Source organism: Flammeovirga sp. SJP92 (genome assembly GCF_001583495.1).
Taxonomy (GTDB): domain Bacteria; phylum Bacteroidota; class Bacteroidia; order Cytophagales; family Flammeovirgaceae; genus Flammeovirga.
In genome coordinates this window covers 11,398-29,921 of sequence record NZ_LQAQ01000078.1, presented here as the reverse complement: position 1 = coordinate 29,921, position 18,524 = coordinate 11,398, and the positions used below count along the sequence as shown (strand labels likewise).

Here is an 18,524-nt window from a genome sequence, read left to right as displayed (position 1 = left end):
TGTTAAATCAATATCTTGATCAGGATAGACGGAATAACAACTTAAAAAGTTAAGGTAACCTGTATTCCTATGCACTAATTGATTTCCTATTATTTCATATCTTAATGAAGCGCTCTCATTCTTTAATAATGAAGAGAAAGTATCATCCTGTGCCCAACCGAAGCAGGGAAGTAAGCTTAAAAAAATTAGAGTAGTAATCCTTCTATTCATAGATAGTGTGCTTTATTTAAAAAGGGAAAAAGTGAAGTCCGTATTTTGTTTACCTTCATTCCATAAAAAGTCCAATGAATGCTGACTATTGAGTAAGCCAGCCATTTTTATCATCATTTAAATAGGTGATGTACCACCCACATCCCCATGATGCGCACCAAAGTACATTTTCATTATATGGGTCTGGTTTCACATCTACAATTTTATTAGGTTGCCCTAGTCCTTTATTAATTTTCTTCCATGTTTCACCTCCATTATTGGATAAGTAAACACCAGGATTTTTAAAACTATCTTTTTTTGCCCCTGCCTGTCCCGCTACACTAATCACCATCAATTCTGGGTTTATAGGTGAAGTTTCCGCTTGCCATACAAATGGAGCACTGAATATCTTTTTCCATGTTTTACCCTTGTCCTCGCTTTTCCAAACACCACCCTCATTGTACTCTCCGGTTCTTCTTCCTGCTGTAATAAAAATGTGTTTTGTATTTCTATCTATGTATACATTATTAACGGCTTTTATCTCTGAAGGAATTGACATTTTCTTCCAATTGCTCCCTTTATCTATTGACTTAAAGAGACCTCCATTATTATCATTAGCTGCTGCATATAAAGTAGTGGACTGATCGGGATCTATAATGATTCTTCTGATACTCGCTCCTTTATGATCAATTCCTTTATTACTAACTTCCCAAGTATAACCACCATCTTTTGATCTATAAAAACCATACTCACCTTTGGTTAATTTTGGTCCTTTACCCGCACTTACTTCAGAAATCATCTGATAAGTGGCACAGAAGTACATGTTATCTGGATTTTCAGGATCAATTGTCAATGAGTTTTGAGATGCTAATTTTTTGTGTAATGGGCTATTCGAATCAAAAATTGCAGCAATATTCTCCCAACTTTTTCCGCCATCAATTGATCGTCGAAGTTTTCCTCTATGGCTTTGTCGCCACCCTAAAATGTAAACAATATTTGGATCTTTGGGGTGAACGGCCACCGTAGAAACGGAATGCATCCCAAAATGATTTACCTGCCCTTCCAACTGCTGAACTGCGACTGCCTGATTGTCTTTCCAATTGCCAATACTTGTAGTTTCCCATAGCCCATGTTCACCACTACAAAGTAATCTACGCTGTGGAATTCCTGTTTCCAGCAACATAAAACGACCTGGCAAATTGCTTCCTCCTCTTCCTATCCATTGTTGACTTCCAGCGGCGGTTTCATCGTCGTCAATCTGAATCCAGCTTGCTCCATGATCTGTAGATTTCAATGTCTGCTGATCGATTCCAATAAACAACTCCCCTAATGAATTCACCGCCAACATTCTATTGCCGGAACGGGCAGGTTCTAAATCCATATAATGTTGTAAATGTGCAAATTTCACATTTGTTCCTGTAGGATTATTTCTTTGTGTCCAATACGCTTTATTTTTATTTTCTAACCAATACTTCCCTTGCCTTGCACTTACAATCCAAGTTTTCCCTCCATCTTTTGTAGACCATAAATCACCAGGACCAAACGTAAAATCATGCTTTTTATTAAAAGCAACATGAATTTCATTTGCATCTAGAGGGTTCACAACTATACGATTAAATACTGAAAGTGTCTTTTGTGGTAAAACGGTAAACTTTTGCTTTGCTTCTTTCTTTGAAATACCAAACCAATAACCCATCGCTCTATGAAAGCGATCATGTTCGGCAGTGAAGGAAATCTTATTTAAATCGAAATATAAATTGCCTGTAATATCTTCCCAGTTATTCCCTAAATCATTACTCTTATAAACTCCGCCCTTTGCTGTAACTGATTTATTCTCCTCAGTATAAAATGTCTGTTCAACTAATAATAACGTAAATGTTCCACTTTTTTCATCATAGTGTCCTGTCATGTCTCTTGGTAAGTTGTTAGGTAATCCGTTTCCACAAGCTTTCCAAGACTTCCCTGCATTCTTACTTTTGAAAACACCATGATTTGTAGCAATCCAAATTAAGTGGGGCTTTGTGGGATGAATGATAATTCTTCCTACATCCAGATCGTTAGCAATTGAAGTAGCTATTTTTTTGAAGGATTTCCCTCCGTTAGTTGTCTTTAAGATATGACCATAGTTGGCTCTATTATGTTGTATTCCTTGAAGGTTATTTAAAGCTCTATGATTGTTTTTTACATTCCAGAAATCACCTGCACCAATATACCACGTTTGATCATCTATGGGATCAATAGCCAATTTGGTATATGCTTTTTCAATATCAGCCACCAGCTTCCAAGACCTTCCTCTATCTTCTGAAAGGTACACACCACCTTGTCTTTCAATAGCAACACCAAAATTAGGATTGTTTTTTGAGAATTGAATATCATGAGTACGTTCTAAATCATAACCCATACCATCAGAATCTTTTACAGTGTGCCATGATTCACCTCCATCCCAAGTACCAAAAGTTACATGCATATCTGGTCCCATAAACATCACTTTAGGATCTGTCGGATGGCACCAGAACTCTTCACAGTAGCCTGACATACCTGGGCCGAAATTCTTCCATACTATAGAAGGATCGGAAACCACCTTTTCATCTCTTATCTTTTTAAAAAAAGTAGTATTACTGTTTTGTGCCTCAATAGTATTCAGTAAAAACAGTGATAGCAGTAAACTAAAAAATAATAGCGGAGTAATGTCTTTCTTCATAATTTCAATTCATTTCGAATCAAAAATAGGATAGGTTTCAATGGACAACAGACAAAAAAAATATCAATACAACGATTATTTAATTTCTCCCACTAAATTGAAAAAATATCACCCTCTTTACTATTGTAATTGAACAGATTAATAACAAAACACCGTAATGCCTTTTCTTCAATTTCATTCATGTACAAAAAAAGTAAAGTAATACTAAGATATGCAATTACAAAAATTTAATTTTGTATGTTATTATATAGAACAGCAAACATATGACAAACTTCAAATTTATTTTTTCTCTCTTTTATTTCATTTTGTGTACCCAGTTATGCTCTTATGCTCAGATAGCAGACACTGTAAATATTTACCTTAAAACCGGGGGGATTATTTCGGGCAAAGTGATTTCCGAACATAATATGAAATACATCGAGGTAGTGAATGCAAACGGCCATAATTCCATCTGTCTGATGAAAGACATTCAAAAAGTAACACAGAATGATAAAAGATACCCTTTGAATCATTTTAGATTTACTGCTGAAGAAAGGGCAAAGAAAATGGGCATTGCCATAGAATTAGGAAAAGCCTATCGTTCTACATCAGAGAGTAATGCTCACCATATAAAATTGAAAGGGTTATTACAATTCTATGCTTTACCTATGTTACAAATTGGTGCGGGTATTGGGTATAACACATTTCAAAATACACCCGCAGAAGAACAAATGGTTTCCCTTCTTGGCTCTTTTAGAGTTGATATAACTAAAACAAAATTACGTCCTTTTTTAGGTTTTGAGTCTGGTTATGGTTCTATTTCCTCCAATAGTGAGCATGAATACAAAGCAAATGTTTTTGTCTTTAATCCCTCTGTAGGTGTAAAATACCGTTATTACAAAAATGCTTCTGCTTACCTTTCTCTAGGACATGAGTTTTACAAATTGTCCACCAACACCAATTACTTCAGCTATAGTATCAATATGGGGATTTGTTTTTAGGTAAAGGTGTTCAATTTCTGTTATAATAAACAAAGGATCTAGCATGAAGTTAGATCCTTTGTTTTTACACATTCTATCAAAACAGGTCAGTATTTTATTGCTCTTAAATAAAACACTTCTTCAGGTTTTCCATCAAAGAAAGTGAGGCGACTCCATATTGATAACCTACAGTTTCTAATACTTCTCTAGCTTGAAGTTTAATTTTTAAAGGACTTTTATTGGCAAAAAATACCAACCGTTTTAACCAACGTTCTGATCTAGAGAAATCTTTGAACTCATTTTCATCATGACCTCTGACAAGGAAGTCCATCAGTTTTAGAAATAGTACATTGTAATCTTCTCCTTTTCTTAGGTCAAGATGTACAGTCATAAATTCCATGATTTCATTGTACAGATCATGATTGTCATAATAGATTTCCAAAGTACTTATTCCCCAAAGTTGGGAAAGTGCATCGAGCTCAACGTCTTGATTATTCACTAGACCTACAACTCGTTTTATTTCCTCAAAAATAAATGTGTGCCATTGAGAGCCCTCTTTAGATGTCACCGCACTGTAGACCCATTGATTACTCGCAAAATAGGACAAGGTATTAGTCCTACAGTAATCTTTAATGACTTCCGGGTTCTGGTTTGCGAAATGAAAGACTTGTTTTACAAACGCAAACTCTTTTTCGTTACCACCATCATGTTCATTAAAAAACACTTGATTGTTTTCTTGATGATAGTTTAACTGTTTAATAATATCAAAATTAGTCTGATTTTGGGTATTTGTTGGCATTTTATACTTATTTATAGATTGTAATTCATCAATTAATATTGTTTTTTCTTTATGATATTAATCTTAAAAATGGTTTTCGAGAGAACTTATTCAACAGGATATTATAGTCAGACTTACTTGGGTTTAAGTCATGTTTTTGAGATAGATTGATACAAATTAGTAACTTCAATGTAGAAATATCCTGTTCTTTTCTTAGAACATATTTGATATATACTTTAGAAATAAAAATTTTCCATTTTAGGTTGTGAGGGAGTTAACAAACTCACGTTCTGAAAGAGTAGATTTTTACTAAATGAAATGTTTCAAACATGCTTTTTGGCTTCCATTTCTAATAAATTTTTATAAATTTCTTTTTGATTTTCTCCATCAATGAAAATGGCTTGAATTCAATTTTATAACCATTTTTTTCGATAATTTTCCGTGCATAAAGTTTTACCTTTAGCGGACCGTTATTGGCAAAAAACACCAATTGATCTATCCATTTTTGTGATCTTGAAAAGTCTTTAAATTCTGTTTCATCATGTGGTGAGGCAAGAGAATCTACTAGTTTAATAAATGCTAGATTATATTCTTCTCCCTTCTTAAGGTCCAAGTTAGAAATGGCAAATGACATCATTTCATTATATAAATCATGATCATCGTAGTAAATATCAAAAGTGAAAATACCATTCAATGCTACTAAGCCATCTAAATCAACATCATGATTATTGACCAACTTCACAATTCTTTTTAATTCCTCAAAAAGAAAAGGGTACCATGTAGAACCTTCCTCGGAAGTCAATCCTATGTAAACCAGGTAGTTTGCAGAATCATATCCTTTTAATTTATTGGTTCTACAAAACTTCTTGATTTGATCGGGATATTGATTAGCATATTCGTATACCTTGTTAGTAAGCTCATCTTCTAACCTATCATCTAAGTCATAATCAAAACCTGACACCTCTCTATCCACGTTTTCATATGCTTTCAATTGGGCTATTAAATCCAAACCAGTCTGCGTTTTTGTTGACATTCTATTGTTTCATAATACTAAGTACCAAGACAAACAAAATTCTCTGTTATCAAAAATTTTTGGTTAGCACTTATAATTTACACTCTATTTTAGAAGAAAAACCATTTCTTCTATTTCTTTTTCACGGGTACTTCTATGATTTAAAAATTCGCAACCCATTTTTCTATTGGTACCAAGATATTTTTGATAACTTCTGAGTTTTCACTTACAAATTGCAATATCTCCTTTAAGTATTCATCCTCTACTTCATTATCCTCATAGATATCCTCTTTCTTTTTTTGAAGAGTCTTGAACTGTTCAATGATACCAATGTTAGTTTGCTCCTGAAAAGACATAGTATAGTTTTTAAATTTTGTGATGCACAATATTAATACTTATTATTTGATATTCGAAAGAATATTCTGAATAACATAGTGCAACATTAGCGTAATTTCGAAATTCAACTACATACTAGGGACTGCTTTAGTAATCATATTGCCTACAAAAAAACCAGCTCCCATGGTCAACGCTACTATAAACATTTGAATAAAATCATGCTGACCTATAGCGATTTGACCTGCTGACAAATACACTAATCCTCTAAAACCAATGCTACCGCTTACCACAAGCATCATTGAAGGTAAAAGCGGAATGGTACTTGGCTGTGCTGTTTTCTTCCCCACAAATTAGAAAGAGTGACTGGTAAAACAGTCCTAAAAAGTTTCCAAAATTACTTTCAATCATTAAACTTCCTGTAATTCAAAAGGTCGACACTCCTATACATTTTGTCAATGACAAAGTTTTATAAATAAGCTTACCCAATAATTATAGTATTTGCTAAATAGGCCAAACAAATTAAACCTACTGCATATTGGAAATAGATCAAGAACGCGTTTCCAATCTTATGATACTTTATTTCTTTAAAATCCATTTTCAAACCAAAAAATATAAATGCAGTATACAAAAGAGTATAGTATCCATATCTAACCCATCTTTTTTTACTCTTCAAAAGAAAATCAATAGGTTTCATATCATAAGTCAATACTAATTTATTTTGCACATTTCTTTTTCTTAATACTCTATTTTTAAAACTATAAGAATATGGAATGGAATAAATGATATTGATGAAATAGAAAAAGAAAAATATTAAAATTACATTTTTGAAAACCAATGTTTTATTATACCCGTAATCCCACCAATATCTATCCAAAAAATTTAACATCATATTCTTAACAAATTTCCAAGGACCATGTTTAGCCTTTTCAAAATAGATATACTTCTTCTTTTCTTTATCAGCTTTTTCATATCCGCTTGTATAACCGTACCTCTTTTGCATTTTCATTAATTGTTCATAGACTGAAACTGTTACGGTATAATTTTTTAAAGAATCTTTATCTAATACAAAGCCTTGACTATAATCAAATTTAAACTTTTCAATATTTGTAGCAGAAAGGTTAATAACACATCTACTTGTATCTGTTTGCAGTCTAGCTAAACTCAAATCTATAATATCATTTGAATAAAAGTGATCAAAAATTAAGGAGTCGGGTAAAATAATATAATCGAAAATAATTTTACCATTAACTGAAACTTCAGAGAAATCAACAGTCGAATCAAATTCTGAATTACAAAAATTAACACTAGAATCAAACTTTGCTTCAAAAAAATTTAACTTTGACTTAAACTTGGTTTTTGAAAAATTCACAGTTGAATTAAACTTAGTTCCTGTAAATACTACTTCACTTCTAAAATCAGCTTCAGAAAAATCCAAAGATGATTTAAACCTAGCTTCTGAAAACTTAGCATTACTTTTAAATATTGATTTTTTAAAAATAGCTATTGAATTAAAATTACCTCCAAAAAATGTTATTGATGAATCAAATTCAACATTAGTAAAATCAATTAATGAATCAAATCCGACATTAAAAAAATTTGTCTCTGAATGAAATTTACAATCTGAAAAAGTTGAAGTTGAACAGAATTTACTATTAAAAAATATTGCAAGAGAATTAAATTCTGAATCTGAAAAATTTGTTTCAAAATTAAATTTTGCTTCTGTAAAGTTTGCTCTTGTTTCAAATATTATTCTAGAAAAATTTGCCCCCGAAGTGAAACTTGATTTAATAAAGTATGTCTTCATTAATAGTTTTTTATCTTTATCGAATGGTATTTTTATGATAGAATCATAGCAAACTTGCTTTTTTAGATCATTTTTATCTAAGTAATAATTACTAGAGGGATATTTGCATTCCTGACCATAAAGATTTAAGACAGACAAGAAAAGGGTAATAGAAAGTAGAAGTTGCTTCATCTTTAGTTAATTTTAGCTGATTTACAGTTGATTACAAATCTACTATATAAAAAAGACATTACAAACTTTCCGATTCTCTTTCATTTTTTCTATCAATTCGCCACTGCTTTCTGTCTCCTTACTTTATCAATGGAAGTTGGTTTAAAAGCATATTTCTCCAAAATAGTTTGACATAAACCTTTTTGGTGCAACACTTCTTTTGTCATTGGTGTTAGCTCTCCATCAGCAATAAGCATTTTTACTTGATTGTTTTTTGTGTGCTCTTTTATTTCACAATTAAAATAGCTTTCTGATTTTTTACCTTGAATTAAATTGAAGTCATCAGACCATTGGACGTTTTTTGCTACTACAGTGGTTTGACCAAAAGGAGTATCTAACCAAGTAATAAATTGCCCCTTATCATGGTCATATAAAAGATAAGAAGGTGATGACATTAGGGTGATGGTATAAACTGTATAGAATATCTCTGGCAATGCTTCTTCATTTTTTTGTAACTCAAATGCAGTATGATGAGTTTCTACTGCCTTAAACGGATACGGATTGGTTGCCATTTTTTCAATATTATTCCATTTTTCTTGATATCGTTTTTTAGCTTCTTTTTTCGAGTTGAAGAATTCTATTTCTATATCTTCTAGTTTTAAATGTTGGCTTATTTTTGAGTCACCAATGGAATGGAATGCAGAAAAGAAATAATGCTTTAATTCGTTTTGGTCCAGTGTATTGGTCATAACGATTTGGTTTAAACCTAGGTAATTGGTTCGTTCATGTCTGTCCTCTTCTGTAGTACGGCTGTCATAGGAAATGATGCACCATTTTCCAGGTTCACTGGCATACAAAGGCAACGAAAAAATGAATATAAAGAAGTAAAGTAATCTGTTCATCTGTTTATTAAATGTTGTTTCCACAACTTACACAAAAATCATGACTTACGGCATATTATTGTAAATAAATTAAAACAACAAAGTAAATAATATTTTACACTGTTTATTATTTTCAAATATCTGGCTACAAAATTTATTTTTAGACGAAAAAAGACAGGAAATGAATCCTGCCTTTCGAATAAAAAATAAACCTAAGCTAAGTATATTGAAAAAATATTAGATGAAATTATTACAATAGCAGAAACATTAATCTATTAACTGCTCTTCTTTGAAAAACCAATTACTTTCAATACTGCTGAACTGATTCTACCATTAGTATCAGGGAAAGTGATACTTACTATATTATCACCTGATTTTAGAAATTCAGCAGGTACAGGAATTTCCAAAAGACCAAAAAACTGCTTTCTATTGTGCTGATCGTAACCTCTGATTACGTCTTCAGGAAGCGTCACTTCTTTGCCATTGACTACCACTTTGGGCTGAAGGCTTTTGCCATGTGCTCTTCCTACCCCCAAACGTAAAACCGCACTTCCTTTTCCATCTGCCACTACATCTTGGAATGCAAAAGTGTTGGCCTGATTGGCTTTGATAGGCTTTAGGTATTCACTAGCGTAATATTTTGTGCTATATTCTATCTTTTTCGTTGCAAGAGGTTTTGAGAAATTGTAAGTTAAAACGATGGTTTCACCGTATGCGATATCAATTGTAGAAGGAGCCTTTTTAGAAGATTCATTTACCAACTCAGGCAACTGATTTACATAGGTCTTGATTCTTTTGATCTTCACATTTTTCAAACCTTTTGTCTCATCAATGGCTAAGTTCAATGTCTCCGTTTCCTCATTCAAATTATTAAGGATCACATACAGTTGCTTTCCATCTACAAAAGCTTGTGTTTGGATATCGACATTATCAGAACCAATATGAACACGGTTTCCTTTCACATCTTTCAGTACTTCAAAGAAATATTTTCTAGAAGTCAATTCCCATTCTCCACTCTCTCCTTTTGTCCACAGACCCGCTTTTGCAAACTTCTTTGTAGGCGATTGCTTACTGGTAGAAAAAGGAATTGCACACACCAAATTATCTCCTCTTTCCATAAATGCCATTGCCATATGCATTTGAGATCTTACTGCCTGTGAGTTTTCAATTGGATGGTAATTTGATTTTCCATTCTTTGCAGTCCAACCCGGTTGATCATCTACCAGACGTCCATATTCTGTGATGGCAATCGGTTTTACCTCACCTATACTGATATAACTGTAAGCCTCAATCAAATCCAAAATCGCTTCTGCATTAGAACCTGATCTACGCCCACCTGAGTTGTTCAAACCTTTACCGTCATAAAGATGCACCGATAAGATGTCCATATCTTTGCCTGCAATGTCAATAAACGAACGGTATCTTGTATCCCAAACATCAAAGTCATTCACCTCAAAAGCTGGCCAAGCTGAAGCGTAGCCTGCTACTTTCATATTTTGTAATTCTGGAACGGCATGGATCGCTCTTCCAATTTCTCTCAATGATTCAGAAACTTTGATAATTGCTTTATTAGATTTGTCTTTTTGGCCTTTACCCGGATACAAATCTTTAGCATGTACCATCGGTTCGTTATAAGGTTCATAAATAGCCGGCATTTCTTGCCAGTCTTTTTTAAAACGCTCCGCCAAGTATGCCGCTAAATCTTTAGAATATTCCGTAACATCCATTTCTGAGTAGTCCACACTTCTATCATAGAAAAAAGTTGTAGCCCTGCCTGTACTAACAGAAAAAGGCGTCACCTCTCTTACTCCTTTATATCTATTTTTTACCTTTGGCCTTTTCCCTGCTTTCACCGTACTCAAAGGGCTCCAAAATCTTCTTGAACCTTTGTATTCAGGGTTGATATTATAAGCTCTTTTAAAAGCTTCAAACTCCTTATCTTCTTTATCTCCAAACCAAATATGTGCCTGCATGTATTTGTCACGGTCTAGTTTAGAAGTGCTTTCTCCTAAATAGCGTTGGATTGTTGGTTTTACCGTGATTGTATTTTGTGCATAGCTTGCTGTAGAAAGTAGACTCATTCCTACTATTGTAGTACTGATCCACTTCGATAATTTTGTATTCATTCCTTTGTAAAAAAGTAACAGTTAAAAAAATATTTTAATGGGAGAAGGTAATGTTCTGTGTACAAATAGTCACAAATCCATTGAATGATCCACAAAACACTACCTTCTCATTTGCTATAATAAGCCTGCTGGCTCTTTTGTCTTTTTCGTTTCCACTTGAATAGAAGTCGACTTTAATCCTTTTCCTTTAGCAGAAATTGTGATCATACCTTCCTGACCTTCATTGGCTCTTGCAATAATTAAAGCCAAACCATTGAAGAATTTCAATTTCTTACTGTTCGGAGTGATTAATGTAGCGGCGTCTCCATTTCCTGAAGCTTCAAAAGTACCTGTCCCTTTCACATCCAATTGTAATTCACCATTGAATGTTGCACAGAAATTACCATTTTGATCTACAGCTTTCGCAGTCACGTATACTAAGTCTTCTCCATTATTACATGAAATCACCTTACGATCCGCTGAAAGTTCAATATTTTTTGCTTTTCCAGCTGTTTTGATGATTTCCTCACTCACTACTTTTCCATCCGTATAAGCTACTGCTTTCAATTCTCCTTCAGTGTAAGGAACATCCCAACGCAGCCTATAAGGAGAGGCAAATTCGTTTGGTCCTTCATAGAATCTGAATTTCACTGGAATAATTCCTTTATCCACTCCCTTCACTTTTTTACCTAAAGACTTACCGTTTAAGAATAACTCCACTTCTTCAGCGTTAGTGTAAGCAAAAACTGGAATTTCTTTTCCTTCAAAACCTTTCCAATTCCAGTGTGGCAGTACATGTACCATTGGAGCATCCGTCCACTGACTTTGATATAAGAAATAACGGTCTTTAGGAAAACCACATAAATCTACAGCTCCAAAGTAAGAAGATTTTGAAGGCCAGTCATCGTTCCAATAACCATTTGTTGAATTGTCTCTACCGCCATAAGGTGTTGGCTCACCATAGTAATCAAAACCTGTCCACATAAACTCACCCATAATTGAAGGATTTTCTTCTTGGAATTTGAATTCCATGTCAGGAGGATATGCCCATACTGGCCCCACAATATCATAACTTGTTACTTGGTGATCCGCAAACTTATCGTATTTCTTTAAGAATGTATCATGATAAACACCTCTTGAACTTGTTACTGACTCTGTTTCTGAACCGTAGATGATCCAATCTGGATGCTCCGCTACCACTTCCTTATATTTTGCTGGTTTATAGTTAAAACCAACAATATCAATTTGATCAGCTAATTTATTTTTAATTGAACCATAATAATTATTGAATCCTGCAGTGCTTGGTCTTGAAGGGTCTTCCTCATGACAGATTTCTGCCAAACGTTGTGCTACTTTCCAACCGTCTTTCTGACCTTGTTCTAAAATTTCATTACCAATACTCCACATAATGATCGACGGGTGGTTTCTATCTCTACGGATCATATCTCTAAGATCACGCTCATGCCACTCATCAAAATACTTATGGTAACCATTCTCAATTTTTGCAATGCCCCACTCATCAAACGCTTCATCTAATACTACCAATCCCATTTCATCACATAGCTCCAACAGCTCTCTACTTGGAGGATTATGAGAAGTACGAATAGCATTCACACCCATAGACATCATGATTTGCAATTGACGTTCAGTTGCTCTACGGTTCACGGCCGCACCAATAGGTCCTAAGTCATGATGCAAACAAACACCTTTGAACTTTGTCAATTTGCCATTTAAGAAAAAGCCTTCTTTTGCTGTGAATTTAATATCTCTAATACCAAAACGAGAGACATAAGTATCTGTTACTTCCCCTTTTTGGTTTTTAATTTCTGTTTTTAAATGATACAGATTTGGGTTTTCCTGCGACCATAATTCAGGCTTCAACATATTGAATGACTTGAAGGCATGAATCGTTTTTCCAGCTTCCGCCACTGTTTTTGTTTCTAGCATTTCCACCACTTTTCCAGCAGGAGAAATTACTTTTTGAATAATAGAGATCACCTCATCATTTTTCTGGTGGTTTTCAACCTCAACTTCAATTTCTACTGTCGCTACTCTTGAAGTGACGTTCGTTGCTTTTACGAAAGTTCCCCAATGAGCAATATGAATAGGATTATTGACATTCAACCATACTTTTCTATACATACCTGCACCAGGATACCATCTTGAAGAAAGATCTTCTGGAGCTACTTTTACGGCAATCACATTTTCACCGTCTTTGTTTAGATAAGGTGTTAGGTCATATTCAAAACCTATATAACCGAAAGGTCTTTTCCCTAAATAATGTTCATTGATCCAAACTTCAGAGTTGTTCATCACCCCTTCAAATTCAATGGCCACTTGTTTATTTTTTTGAGTGTTGGCCAAAGTAAAATGTTTTCTATACCATCCTTCACCATGAAACGGAAGTCCTCCGCTCCTTGCATTATACTCTCTAGAAAATGGTCCTTCAATAGCCCAGTCATGAGGAATGCGTACCGATTCCCACTTGTCATCATTAATCGAACTTTTTTCTCCGTTTTCTACTGCTCCTTTATAAAACTTCCAGTCTTTATTAAAGTCAACTTGTCCTTGGGACTGTGCCCAAACTGACGCCGGCAATGCCATTAAGAATAATAGCCACAAATAATTATTAATTCTCATTTCTCTACTTCAAGTATGTTTGATCTTTTTAATTCATTTCCTTATTGGAAGACAAGTATTAATTCAAATTCACTTTAGAATAATTTTCCGTTTTTGTTTCTGTCTTAATACAAAGGCAAGTATAACACCTATTTTTTTTCTACTATTCCACAAAAAAAACGAAAAAAGATCTCTCCCCCTTCTATCCAATCATTTACACACCTTTCAATCTCAATTAATAGTAATTTTGACGTTTTTCGAGTTGAAATAAGTTTTGAAAACTTCAAATTCCGTTAACGACTTTAAATATCCCCCACTATTTATGAGAAATTTGTTTGCAATCCTTCCAAAAGGAACTTCTAATATTGGACCTGTACTAGAACAAAAAGTTTTCGGAATGAAAATGATAAACGAACTCAAGAATAATTTTACAACTACTTAAAGAAAAAGTCTACATCTGAAGTAAATCCGAAAATACAGTACGACTATAATTCTTACATTAAACTATTTTTTTTACTAGAAATGAAAAGAAGTTACTTTACATTAATTACTATGGCTATACTTAGTTTAGCCACTTTTGTAAACACGTCCGTATTTGCACAAACCCCTACCTATTCAGGAGGTACAGGTACAGAAGAAGATCCATTCCTTATTAGTACAGCTCAAGATTTATATGATCTGAGTTTGGTGACTACTTTTGAAGCTGGACACTGGGCCGCTGACAAGTACTATAAACTTACTGCAGACATTGACATGTCAAGTATTACTGATATGAGATGTATTGGTTATGAATTTACAGGAGGTGCAACAAAAAATCAATTTCAAGGTAAAGTGGACGGTGACTATCACGTGATCCGCAACCTCTCAATCTCTGATGTCCGTGAAAGCACCAAAAATATTGGACACGGACTTTTTGGTAGTACATTAAATTGCAGAATCGCAAACTTAGGTTTAATCAATCCTTATATCAATGGTTTGTCAGAAAGAGTTGGACCTATCGTAGGTAATGCTTCTTCAACAACTATCGAAAACTGTTTTGTGATTGGCGGTTCAATTGAAGGCGAAACAAAAGTAGGTGGTCTATTAGGCAAAGCCAACTGGGGAACAACAATGAAAAACTGCTTCTCTTCCGTTGAAATCAGAGCAAGATATAAAAAGAATGGTGGTATCATTGGTGACGTAGATAACGTAACTGATGACCGTTATTTTGAGAACCTTGTATTCTATGGCAGCTATGGTGTAAGTGAAGAATACAACAAGGAAACAGTAGGTAAGCCTGCGTATGGTTTTATTGACGGTTCTACTTCAGTTAACACTTTAATGGAAGATCCTGAATTTGTAAAAAATATTTATACGATAATTCAAGGTACTCCATCGCATGATTTAGTAAATGTGAAAAAAGGACATGAGTTTACTGTTCAAGCTACTTATTCGGGTTTTGACTTTACAGAAGGGACTGGACAATGGGTTATGAAAGAAAATTCTTATGCCGTTTTACAAGGTTTTGGAAGTGCAGTATTTGAAACACTGCCTACTTATTCTTCTCTTCCTCTTCAAGTGATTGCTTCTGACAATACAACACCAATTGCAGATGCAACAGTAACAATCAACGAAGAAGAATACACTACAAATGCTGAAGGTAAAATTGTGGAGAAATTTATTCCTGGTACATATGATTTCACAGTCACTAAAACAGGTTATAAAACGTTCAACGGTTCTGTAAATACCGAAAGTGAAGAAATGACTTATGTGGTATTCTTAGGTGAAAATGAAAACGCTTATGATGTTTCATTAAAGTTTGTGGATGCTAATGGGAATGCTATTGAAGGCGTTTCAGTTTCAGTAACTGACAATAATTTATTTAACGTCACAGCTACTTCAGATGCTGATGGTATTGCTGCATTAGGTGAAATTCTTGATAAAGAGTATTCATACACTGCCACAAAAGAGTTGTTTCTAGACAAGACAAGCACTTTCAATGTGACTCAAAGTGAAACATTTGAAATCACTTTAGATAAAGATAATGTTGCTCCAATTGCTAATCCTGGTTTACCAAGGTCTGTTGCTTCAGGTGATGTTGTGACTTTAGATGCTTCTCTTTCTTATGATCCTAACGGAGATGACATTACTTATGTGTGGGAGTCACTTGATGCTTCTATCACTTTGGAAGCAACAGAAGCAAATGCAGATAGAATCAGAGTATTTACAGCTCCTGATGTGACGGAGAATACAGAATACACTTTCAAAGTGACGGTAAGTGACGGTGAATTAGAAGCTTCTGAAAATGTTGTCATCACTGTAAAACCAGAAATTTTCTACGGTGAAGAATTAGTGAAAAATGGTTCTTTCGAAGAAGCACTGACTATAGGTTGGATTGGATTAGCCGACAAATACACTACGTCTGAGGATGTAGCGGAGAACGCAAAAGGAACGAAGAGTATTCAATTTTTCACTGATGCTCCACAAATTGGCGGTTATCATAGCGCTGAAACAGAGATTGCGGCTATCATAGAAAAGCCTTTAGTAATTGGTCGTACTTATATCTTAAAAGGTAAAGTAAAAGCCGTTAATATGAGTATGAACGTGATCAATCTTCGTATTATGCCTCAAGATGAGTGGTATGACAAGGCAAAAATTGGTTTAACAAGACCAACTGTCACTTGGGGGAAAGAATTAACATTGAATGAGTGGATTGAGTTTGAGCAGGTCATTCAGATTACTCCTGAGTTTACAACTGCAAATACTGCTGATGGAGTTGGTGATGAAGTGCTTTCAAAATTAAATATCTATCCTTCGCCAAGAAATGGAATTGGTGTTGAAGATGAATCGACATTACCTTTTGATGAGATTTACTTGGATGATATCAGCATTATTGAATATGACGCCGATATTATGTTGAGTGCAGGTGAAAATCAAGAAGTGAGAACGGGTACTGTTGCCAACTTAATGGGATCATATAAATCAAGTGATGCATTTACATTAATGTGGTCTTCTAAAGAGCAAGTTGCTATTACTGATGCAGACAAAATGAATGCAAGCTTCACAGTACCTGAAGTAACAGAAGATACAGATTATACTTTCACATTCAGTGCTACAAAAGGACAAAGAACTGAATCAGTTGACGTTGTTTACACTGCTCTTCCAAATGCAGTGGCAAATGCCGGTGATGATCAAGCAGTTGAAGCGAATCAAGAAGTCACTTTAGATGCTTCTGCATCATTGCCAGCGAATGTAACTTATAAGTGGACTGCTCCTGAAGGAATTGTATTGGATGCTGATGATATTGCTGCACCAAAATTCACTGCTCCACTTGTAAACGAGAAAACAACATTCACTTTAACGTTAACAGCTAGTTATAAAGGAATGGATGCAACGGATGAGGTAGTTATTACAGTATTACCAATCACAAAAGCAGTTGCAGGTGATGATATCGTTGCACAATCAGGTGAAGCGGTAACATTAGACGGTTCTGCTTCAACTCCTGCCGCCGTTACGTATGAGTGGACTGCTCCAGAAGATGTTACATTATCCGATGCAACAGTAGCAATGCCTACTTTCACTGCACCAGTTGTCACTGCCAAAACAGATTATGAATTTACATTAAAAGTAACTTATGAAGATAAAGTTGACACTGATGTAGTAGTAGTTTCAGTTTATCCTGTAATTGTTGCCAATGCTGGCGATGACCAAAGTGTAATCGAAAATGCAACCGTAACATTAGACGGTTCTCAATCTACTTCTGAAAATGTAACTTATGCTTGGACTGCAAGTGATGAAAACTTAGTGATCACCAATGCAGATGCTGCTACAGCTTCATTCACAGCTCCTGCAGTAGACGTAGCAACTGATATCACATTAACATTGACGGTAACGTATGATGATAACTACAACGCTACAGATCAAGTAGTCGTAACTGTTTATCCTGAAATTACAGCCAATGCAGGTGATGATCAATCCGCAATGTCTACTTCAACTGTAACATTAGACGGTTCACTTTCATCATCAGATGTAACTTATGCTTGGTCTACTGCTAGTGAAAATGTTACAATTGTTGATGCTGATAAAGCTACAGCAACATTTGTAGCTCCAGAGGTAACGCTTGCAACAGAAATCACTTTTACCTTAACGGTTTCTGGTCAAAACAACCAAGTGAAAACGGATGATGTAGTTGTAACTATTTATCCTCAAATTACTGCTAACGCAGGAGATGATCAAACAGTAATGGAAGGTGTAAACGTAACATTAGACGGTTCTAACTCTTCTGAAAATGTAACTTATGCTTGGGCTTCAAACAATGAAGCGGTAATTATAACTGATGCTGATAAAGCAACTGCTTCTTTCACTGCACCAGCAGTAACAGCTACCACTGACATCACTTTCACTTTAACAATCACTGATGCGTTCAACCAAACAGCAACAGATGAAGTGATGATCACTGTTTATCCAGTAATTACAGCTAATGCAGGTGATGACCAAACGGTAGATGAAGGTGACGCAGTAACACTAGATGGTTCTAATTCTTCTGAAAATGTAACTTACGCTTGGACTGCAAGCAATGAAACCATTGTAATTACGGATGCAGACAAAGCTTCAGCTTCTTTCACTGCTCCTGATGTAGAAGAAGCTACTGAAATCACATTCACATTAACAGTTTCAGATGCGTTTGGTCAAGAAGTAACAGATGAAGTTGTGATCACAGTAAATCCAGTAGAAGAACCAACTTCAGTAGATCCTTCATTCGTTATTACTTTGAATGCATATCCTAACCCGACGACAAATATCATCAACGTAGAAGTAGCACAAAATGCTACTGCCCTAGTGATGAATACAAACGGTCAGGTGCTTCAAACTGTATCATTATTAAAAGGCAACAACGCAATTGATCTGACAACATACAACTTCGGTATCTATATGATTAATATTCAATCGGAGGATGCTGTAGAGGTAGTAAAAGTGATCAAGAAATAACCATACAATTTTTTGATAATAG

General features: G+C 34.6%; 11 protein-coding genes. 2 read left to right on the top strand and 9 right to left on the bottom strand.

What is annotated here, in order from left to right; genetic code table 11:
* Positions 1-295 precede the first annotated feature (295 nt).
* Positions 296-2,890, bottom strand: coding sequence for a hypothetical protein (locus tag AVL50_RS17765; RefSeq protein ID WP_062617834.1), 2,595 nt, complete (start codon positions 2,888-2,890; stop codon positions 296-298).
* Positions 2,891-3,297: 407 nt separating this feature from the next.
* On the opposite strand from AVL50_RS17765, the gene AVL50_RS17760 reads away from it, so the two are divergent.
* A complete protein-coding gene (locus tag AVL50_RS17760; RefSeq protein ID WP_157491397.1) occupies positions 3,298-3,870 on the top strand; it encodes a hypothetical protein in 573 nt (190 codons plus the stop codon).
* 103 nt (positions 3,871-3,973) lie between these two features.
* Here AVL50_RS17760 and AVL50_RS17755 read toward each other — a convergent pair whose 3' ends face one another.
* From AVL50_RS17755 to AVL50_RS17720, 8 genes are all read right to left on the bottom strand, one after another.
* Positions 3,974-4,648 (bottom strand): hypothetical protein, encoded by a 675-nt coding sequence (locus AVL50_RS17755; protein WP_062617832.1) that lies wholly within the window; start codon positions 4,646-4,648, stop codon positions 3,974-3,976.
* 328 nt (positions 4,649-4,976) lie between these two features.
* A complete protein-coding gene (locus AVL50_RS17750; RefSeq protein ID WP_062617831.1) occupies positions 4,977-5,660 on the bottom strand; it encodes a hypothetical protein in 684 nt (227 codons plus the stop codon).
* A 140-nt stretch (positions 5,661-5,800) separates the two neighbouring features.
* Positions 5,801-5,995, bottom strand: coding sequence for a hypothetical protein (locus AVL50_RS17745; RefSeq protein WP_062617830.1), 195 nt, complete (start codon positions 5,993-5,995; stop codon positions 5,801-5,803).
* A 108-nt stretch (positions 5,996-6,103) separates the two neighbouring features.
* Entirely contained in the window at positions 6,104-6,322 is a 219-nt protein-coding gene (locus AVL50_RS17740) for a hypothetical protein (RefSeq protein WP_062617829.1), read from the bottom strand.
* A gap of 131 nt (positions 6,323-6,453) precedes the next feature.
* Positions 6,454-7,950, bottom strand: coding sequence for a pentapeptide repeat-containing protein (locus AVL50_RS17735; protein WP_082795896.1), 1,497 nt, complete (start codon positions 7,948-7,950; stop codon positions 6,454-6,456).
* 92 nt (positions 7,951-8,042) lie between these two features.
* Complete coding sequence (locus AVL50_RS17730; protein WP_157491396.1) at positions 8,043-8,831, bottom strand: hypothetical protein; 789 nt, start codon at positions 8,829-8,831, stop codon at positions 8,043-8,045.
* Between the two features lie 254 nt (positions 8,832-9,085).
* Positions 9,086-10,936 carry a hypothetical protein gene (locus AVL50_RS17725; RefSeq protein WP_062617826.1) on the bottom strand — a complete coding sequence of 617 codons (1,851 nt, stop codon included), beginning with the start codon at positions 10,934-10,936 and terminating at the stop codon, positions 9,086-9,088.
* Between the two features lie 114 nt (positions 10,937-11,050).
* On the bottom strand, positions 11,051-13,555 hold the full coding sequence (locus tag AVL50_RS17720) for a glycoside hydrolase family 2 TIM barrel-domain containing protein (RefSeq protein WP_062617825.1): 2,505 nt from the start codon (positions 13,553-13,555) through the stop codon (positions 11,051-11,053).
* A 501-nt stretch (positions 13,556-14,056) separates the two neighbouring features.
* On the opposite strand from AVL50_RS17720, the gene AVL50_RS17715 reads away from it, so the two are divergent.
* The gene (locus AVL50_RS17715) at positions 14,057-18,502 is read left to right on the top strand and encodes a PKD domain-containing protein (RefSeq protein WP_062617824.1); all 4,446 of its coding nucleotides are present in this window, start codon (positions 14,057-14,059) and stop codon (positions 18,500-18,502) included.
* Positions 18,503-18,524 lie beyond the last annotated feature (22 nt).